The 6,459-nt window shown below is 47.6% G+C and carries 8 protein-coding genes; 5 read left to right on the top strand and 3 right to left on the bottom strand.

Translation table 11 applies throughout. From position 1 onward, the window contains the following. Both E5S67_RS30485 and E5S67_RS30480 read left to right on the top strand, forming a co-directional pair. A partial coding sequence (locus E5S67_RS30485; protein WP_172193013.1) for a photosystem II protein D1 occupies window positions 1-84 on the top strand: 84 nt, incomplete at its 5' end. Between the two features lie 432 nt (window positions 85-516). Next, on the top strand, window positions 517-1,302 hold the full coding sequence (locus E5S67_RS30480) for a GerMN domain-containing protein (protein WP_172193009.1): 786 nt from the start codon (window positions 517-519) through the stop codon (window positions 1,300-1,302). Window positions 1,303-1,424: 122 nt separating this feature from the next. On the opposite strand, the gene E5S67_RS30475 is transcribed toward E5S67_RS30480, so the two are convergent. From E5S67_RS30475 to efp, 3 genes are all read right to left on the bottom strand, one after another. Continuing rightward, the gene (locus E5S67_RS30475; RefSeq protein WP_246277063.1) at window positions 1,425-1,817 is read right to left on the bottom strand and encodes an ArsR/SmtB family transcription factor; all 393 of its coding nucleotides are present in this window, start codon (window positions 1,815-1,817) and stop codon (window positions 1,425-1,427) included. Window positions 1,818-1,843: 26 nt separating this feature from the next. Beyond that, a complete protein-coding gene (accB, locus tag E5S67_RS30470; RefSeq protein ID WP_172193007.1) occupies window positions 1,844-2,401 on the bottom strand; it encodes an acetyl-CoA carboxylase biotin carboxyl carrier protein in 558 nt (185 codons plus the stop codon). A 200-nt stretch (window positions 2,402-2,601) separates the two neighbouring features. Beyond that, window positions 2,602-3,159: an elongation factor P gene (gene efp / locus E5S67_RS30465; RefSeq protein ID WP_172193005.1), complete on the bottom strand. Its 558-nt coding sequence runs from the start codon at window positions 3,157-3,159 to the stop codon at window positions 2,602-2,604. A 381-nt stretch (window positions 3,160-3,540) separates the two neighbouring features. On the opposite strand from efp, the gene E5S67_RS30460 reads away from it, so the two are divergent. The 3 genes from E5S67_RS30460 (at window position 3,541) to thiL (ending at window position 6,347) form a co-directional block, all read left to right on the top strand. Beyond that, entirely contained in the window at window positions 3,541-4,665 is a 1,125-nt protein-coding gene (locus tag E5S67_RS30460) for a peptidylprolyl isomerase (protein WP_172193011.1), read from the top strand. Between the two features lie 240 nt (window positions 4,666-4,905). Next, the gene (locus E5S67_RS30455) at window positions 4,906-5,220 is read left to right on the top strand and encodes a hypothetical protein (RefSeq protein ID WP_172193003.1); all 315 of its coding nucleotides are present in this window, start codon (window positions 4,906-4,908) and stop codon (window positions 5,218-5,220) included. 32 nt (window positions 5,221-5,252) lie between these two features. Next, window positions 5,253-6,347 (top strand): thiamine-phosphate kinase, encoded by a 1,095-nt coding sequence (thiL, locus tag E5S67_RS30450; protein ID WP_172193001.1) that lies wholly within the window; start codon window positions 5,253-5,255, stop codon window positions 6,345-6,347. The last annotated feature ends 112 nt before the right edge of the window (window positions 6,348-6,459 follow it).

Genomic DNA, 6,459 nt, shown 5'->3' with positions numbered 1-6,459 from the left:
CGCAACGCTCACAACTTCCCGCTCGACTTGGCTGCTGGTGAGACAACTCCCGTAGCAATGGTTGCTCCTTCTATCAACGGCTAAGTTTTAGCCCCCGATAAACAGAAAGCGCTCCTAGAAATAGGGGCGCTTTTTGTTTGGGGAAAAATATTTTTATCGACATCATTTTTCCTTCTTCCTTCTATCCGTTACCCCCGTTACCCACATTACATCCATCCGTTGCCTTCTTTCTTCCTTTTTCTTTCTTCTTTCTTCCTTCATCCTTTAATTTTTTATGATTACTATAGAATATGGCCACTAGGCCGATCGAGAGACTGTGACATACTCCCACACTAAATCTCATATTATGGTCTAGGATTCCAATAGTCGGATTCAGAAAATGTTGGGCTTGCCATAAAGTGTTCGCTAGCAGCAATGCAATTGTGTCAATTCCAGAATCTAACCATAGACAAATGTAGCTGATCGGAGTCGCTCCTCACCGTCCCAAGCGCTCTATCTCTAAGGAGGATTTGTATTATGAAAGATGGACAAGAAGTACGCCGCGTCTCCACAGCAGTGATTGCCGGTGTTTGCGGGTTAGCTTTAGTGGCAGGAGGGGGCATTGCCTGGTGGACGGCGAACCGTTCGCCAACCCCTGCAGACACGCACTCTTCCGCTCCGACTACCGCTCCGGCGCTGTCCCCAAGTCCTGCGGAATCCCCTGCTGTAATTATCCCGGTACCCCCTCCAAATCCTGTCCAAGCGCCTACAGCTCAGACGCCTACCGCTCAGACGCCTACCGCTCAGACGCCTACCGCTCAGACGCCTAACGCTCAGACGCCTAACGCTCTGGTATCAAAGTTGCCTCAGCCCAAGCCTTTGCCGCAGCCGGCAGCCCAGACAGTGCAAGTCTACTGGGTTAAAGATGCCAGTGGCAAATTTGAGGGAGTTCCTACGAAAGTAGCTGTCAAACAAGCTGACAAGCCTGATGCAACTTTACAAGCTGCTTTTAACAGTTTGTTGGCCGGGCCCAAGGATGCAACTGTTTCTAGCGAAATTCCTAATGGGACAAAACTCCGGGGTTTGAGTGTCAAGAATGACGGAGTTTATGTCGATTTGTCGGCAGAATTTACTTCGGGGGGGGGTAGCAATTCAATGACTGGCCGGTTAGGGCAAGTTATCTATACGGCTACGAGTTTACAACCGAATACCAAGGTTTGGATTTCGGTGGAAGGCAAGCCTTTAGAACTTTTGGGTGGCGAAGGTTTGGAGGTGGCTCAGCCGAGTACCCGCCAAAGTTTTGACAAAAATTTTCCCCTTTAGTAATTATGAGTCATTAGTGAGAAGTCATTAGTTAGGAGTCATTAGTCATCGGTCTGAAGACAGAGAGTAGGGATTGATAACTGATGACTGATGACTGATGACTGATGACTGGCGACTAATTTTCAGTGCTTGGTAGTCAGGCTAAATGCGCGAAAGTGTAGGGCTTGCTGTTCGATCCGGCTGGCAAGCCGATCGCACACCATATTACACAACTCGAAAATTAACTCGTCCTGCACCTTATAATAGGCTGAAGTTCCTTCACTCCGGCGAGTAAGGATACCAGCTTGGAGCATGAGTTTTAGGTGCTTAGAAACATTGGCTTGACTCGTTTGAGTAGCTTCCACCAACTCTTGCACGCATTTTTCGCCGTCGCGAAGCAAGTTCAAAATTCGTAAACGCATTGGCTCGCTCAAAATACTGAAATACTCAGCAACTTGTTGCACAACCTCTTGCGGGACAGGCTGGGATGACTTCATCAAACTCACCGGAGAGAAGTGATCTGGAACTATTAGCATTTATTCCATAACAATAAAGTAATCTTTTAATCCGGATTAATTCGCATCAAAACTTGACCGTATTCCACAGGTTCCCCATTTTGAACTAAAATTTCCATCACTTGACCGGACACTTCATCAGCATCGATCTCGTTCATCAGCTTCATCGCTTCGATAATACAAACTGTCTGGCTGACCTTGATGCGATCGCCCACATTGACAAAAGGCGGCTCGTCGGGAGCAGCAGCGCGATAAAAAGTTCCTACCATCGGCGAGATAATTGGCACCCATTTAGTATCGACAGGAGCAGTCACGGCAGCAGGCACGGCGACTGGTGTGGCGGCAGGGGCCTCAGCCAGAGCTGCTCCTACATTTTGGTCAACAGCAGGAGGTGAGGCTAAGGTGGGGCTAGCAACAGCGCCCAACGCGCTCGGAGCGACTGTCGCCACGGCAGCAGGGAGCGCAGAAGCAGTGCCTGGTGAACTTGCCAGAATGCCTTTGCGCACTGTCAGTTCAAGATCCCCACTTTTTAAGGTCAGTTCCGAAATGCCTGTTTTGTCTAATACAGTTAGGAGTTCGCAAAGCTGGTTTAAGTCTAGTTGCACAGCAGATTCAAGGGTAATTGAGAATTGAAAATTGAAAATTGAAAATTGAAAATTAGGAATCCGGCGAAGCTAGGAGAATTCACCGAGTTTGGAGGCAAAAGGGATAGTTTTTAAGCTGTGAGCGATGAGTGTTGAATTTTGAATTCTTTAACTCATAACTCAGAACTAAAAACTAAAAACTCCCTTTTCCTCCGTCGTTTCTACTCTCGGCCGAGGTACTTGTCTTCACGAGTATCAATCCGAATCCGTTCTCCAATGGAAATAAATAGAGGCACCATAATCTGAGCTCCGGTGGAGAGGATGGCGGGTTTGCTGCCGCCGGTGGCAGTATCTCCTTTGACTCCTGGATCGGTTTGTGTCACTTCCAAAACAACCGAGTTGGGGAGTTCCACTTCCAGGATTTGGTCGTTCCAGCGAAGGATGTTGACTTCCATCCCTTCATTGAGGTACTTGACACGATCGCCTATTTGCTTGGCACTGAGGCGACTTTCCTCGTAAGTTTCCATATCCATAAAGACGAACTGGTCGCCCTCTTTATAGGTATGCTGCATCGCGCTCTTTTCCAAGTTGGCTTGAGGCATAGTCTCGCCCGCCCGGAAGGTTTGTTCTACTACGTTTCCGGTTTGGACGTTTTTTAATTTTGTCCGCACGAAAGCCGAGCCTTTTCCTGGCTTGACGTGGAGGAATTCGATAACCCGCCACACGCCGTTATTCCATTCAATTGAAACACCTGGTCGAAAGTCGTTACTGGAGATCATATAAATTTTTGCAGGCAATCCCGTCGCCTTGCCGGCACGGGGGAACTAAAGTCAGTCGATTTTAGATTTTAGATTTTAGATTTTAGATTTACTCCACAGATGAATTTGGGAGATTGAACCTTGGTCTAAAATTTTGATCTCTCCACGACAGGAGTCTGGGGATTGTATCCGTTTTTGAGCGGCTCAAGTTAAAGCCGCAGTCTAGCTGACGGCATCCAAAAGCAATTGGCATTTTATTTTACCGTTCAAAGGGAGCAACTGCTGTACAGAAAGCTAAAAAGCTCTCAAGGGAAGGAAGTTCGGCAACGAGCAGTGTACGGCAAACGGATAGAAGGCCGACAGCGCTGTGGGAAGATAATAGAGGCAATAAAAGTTAAAGTTATGTTGCATTGGCCTAATTTCTCGATCGATACGTGCAAGCGCTGGGTCAAAACCCTCGCTTTAGCACTCCTGCTGTTCACTCTCGGACTGAGTTTCAGTGCAGTCTCCCATGCCAAACGCCCCAGCAGCAGTATGCCTGCTGGAAATGCGATTACCGACGGCCGGGCGCTGCTGCGCTTCGCTTTACCTATTGACAATCAGACTGTGCGAGATTTGCAAATCAGTCTCGAAGACATTGGCAACCACATACGGTCTAAACGTTGGGGGCCCATTAGCAGCGATGTCAGCAAGGCTTCCAGGATTCTCAACCTTCGGGAATCTGACATTTTAGCGAGTATTCCCGACGCCAAAAAGCCGGAAGCTGAGGTGCTACTTGCACAAGTCAAGGAGGGAATTGCTCAACTGGAAAAGGCTGTTGAGGCTAAAGACAAGGAAAAAGTGATTGACTTGAAACCCACAATCCTGGGTTCGGTAGGCGAAATCGAAGAGTTGATGGTGACAAAGTTTCCGTTTGAAGTGCCAGCAAAATATGCTAGTCTGCCTCAACTCAAAGGGCGCGCTACTGTGGCCGTACAAACTGAAAAAGGGGAAATTACTGTAGTGGTTGACGGCTACAGCGCGCCGGTTACGGCTGGTAATTTTGTCGATTTAGTCGATCGAGGTTTTTATGACGGTTTGCCGTTTATTCGATCGGAAGAATCCTACGTTTTGCAAACCGGAGACCCCGAAGGCAAGGAAGAGGGTTTTATTGACCCAGGTACTGGCAAATACCGGAATGTTCCGCTGGAAGTGCTCGTCAGAGACGAAAAGGAGCCTGTTTACGGGATTACTCTAGAAGATGCGGGGCGCTATCGCGACGAGCCTGTTTTGCCTTTTTCTGCTTTCGGTACTGTGGCAATGGCGCGCAAGGAAGCTGAACCCGACAGCGGTTCTTCTCAGTTTTTCTTTTTCTTGTTTGAACCTGAACTAACGCCCGCTGGCCTGAATCTGTTGGACGGCCGATATGCTGTTTTTGGTTACATGATTGAAGGAAAAGAAGTTTTGGAACAACTGAAGCAAGGAGACAAGATTGTATCTGCTAAGGTAGTTAAAGGAATCGAAAATTTGGTGCGACCTCAAGTTTAATTAATGACGGCGATTGAAATCGCTGCTTGTCAAAAGTGAAGGCGATTGAAATCGCTTCTGCACACACAAAGCCCGCCTGCGCGGGCTAAAAAAATCAATAGTGACAGCCATTGAAATCTTTTCTAAATAAAGGTGAAGGCGATTGAAATCGCTTCTACACACACCAAGCCCGCTGAGGCGGGCTGGAAGAAGAGATAATTTTTATATTTTGTTATTGAAATCAGGAATTTAATCGAGAGTATGGCAATTTTAGAATTTTTATTGGTAATTGGTTTGGGCGGATTCGCAGGATTGTTGATTGTAAAAAATGTGAATGAAAGCAAGCAAAAGCAGCGGTTAGATGAGGCTTTTTATCAGTTGTTGGAAACTCAAAACAGTCAGGTTTCGCTGATTCAACTGGCCGCTAATGCTAGGGTTGAGGCAGAAGTTGCTCAGCATTATTTAACTCGGCAAGTGAAGATTTTTTCGGCGGTTTTAGAGGTAGATGATGAAGGGGATACTTTTTATAGATTTCCTAGGTTGCGCTTGCCGCCGAGTTCCGGTAAGGAATGGTGAAGTGAGAAAGTGCGATCGACTAATTCCAAATTATGAAAGTTAAAGATATCGGTGAACAAGGTCTTTTAAGAATATTGCAAAAATTCTGCCCCGCAGAGATAGTGGGTGATGATTGCGCTGTCATGGCTACAAATCCCAACCAATCTCTCGCTATCACTACAGATATGCTGGTGGATGGAGTGCATTTTAGCGATCGCACTACGGGGCCTTATTACGCAGGATGGCGCGCCGCAGCGGCGAATTTGTCGGATCTGGCTGCGATGGGAGCAACGCCTCTGGCGGTGACTGTAGCCCTCGCTGTGGCGGCGGATACGGCTGTGGAGTGGGTTGAAGAGTTTTATCGGGGGATGACGGCTTGCTTGCAAGAATATGATACGCCGATCGTCGGTGGCGATGTTGTGCGATCGCCCGTTGTGACTGTGGCGATTACGGCTTTTGGACAAGTTGAGTGCGATCGTATCATTAGTCGGTCAAATGCGCGATCGGGCTGGGCGATTGTCGCTACTGGGGTTCACGGAGCCTCCCGCGCGGGATTAGAATTGCTGTTAAATCCCGAATTCGGGCAAAATTTTACAGAAGTCGATCGAGCTTCTTTAATTCTCGCTCACCAGTGTCCTAAACCGAGGCTCGATGTTTTGCCGATGGTTTGGGAAATTTTAGGTTCCGAAGGCGCGATGGAACCCCCCCTCAGTCCCCCCCTTGCTAAGGGGGGGAAGCAAGATTTCAATTCTCCCCCCCTTAGCAAGGGGGGGCCGGGGGGGGTTAAATCCCCAATTGCAATCGCCGGAATGGACAGCAGCGACGGTTTAGCTGATGCGATTATTCAAATTTGTCGGGCTAGCGGTGTTGGCGCAAAAGTCGATCGCACAAAAATACCCATTCCCGATATTTTCAGCGAAATCGTATCACCCGAAAAAGCTTTAGATTGGGCATTATACGGCGGAGAAGACTTCGAGTTAGTGATCTTTTTGCCGATCGCGAATGCTGAGTTATTGGTGAAAAAAATAGGAAATGGAGCCGCGATTGTGGGAATTGCTACCGATAGCACCGATATTTGGTTAACTGATAGCAGCGGTATTTATCCGGATGCTATATTAAAGCTCGATCGAGGATTTCAACACTTCTGAATTATCTCTGAGTCCGCTTGGAGTAGACATCTCCAAAATAGTAACAGTTCGTGGTAAGATCACATCATAAAGCTTTTTTGACACAGAAACATGAGCGACATACTCAATCATA

The sequence above is a fragment of the Microcoleus asticus IPMA8 genome, from assembly GCF_013179805.1.
GTDB lineage: Bacteria > Cyanobacteriota > Cyanobacteriia > Cyanobacteriales > Microcoleaceae > Microcoleus > Microcoleus asticus.
Note: the sequence above shows the minus strand (reverse complement) of the source record. Positions and strands in the feature narration are given on the sequence as shown.

Bases quoted from the DNA above. Each gene is read 5' to 3' on its own strand.
- E5S67_RS30480 (WP_172193009.1), top strand. From the start codon at position 517: ATGAAAGATGGACAAGAAGTACGCCGCGTCTCCACAGCAGTGATTGCC.
- E5S67_RS30475 (WP_246277063.1), bottom strand. From the start codon at position 1,817: ATGCTAATAGTTCCAGATCACTTCTCTCCGGTGAGTTTGATGAAGTCA.
- efp (WP_172193005.1), bottom strand. From the start codon at position 3,159: ATGATCTCCAGTAACGACTTTCGACCAGGTGTTTCAATTGAATGGAAT.
- E5S67_RS30460 (WP_172193011.1), top strand. From the start codon at position 3,541: ATGTTGCATTGGCCTAATTTCTCGATCGATACGTGCAAGCGCTGGGTC.
- E5S67_RS30455 (WP_172193003.1), top strand. From the start codon at position 4,906: ATGGCAATTTTAGAATTTTTATTGGTAATTGGTTTGGGCGGATTCGCA.
- thiL (WP_172193001.1), top strand. From the start codon at position 5,253: ATGAAAGTTAAAGATATCGGTGAACAAGGTCTTTTAAGAATATTGCAA.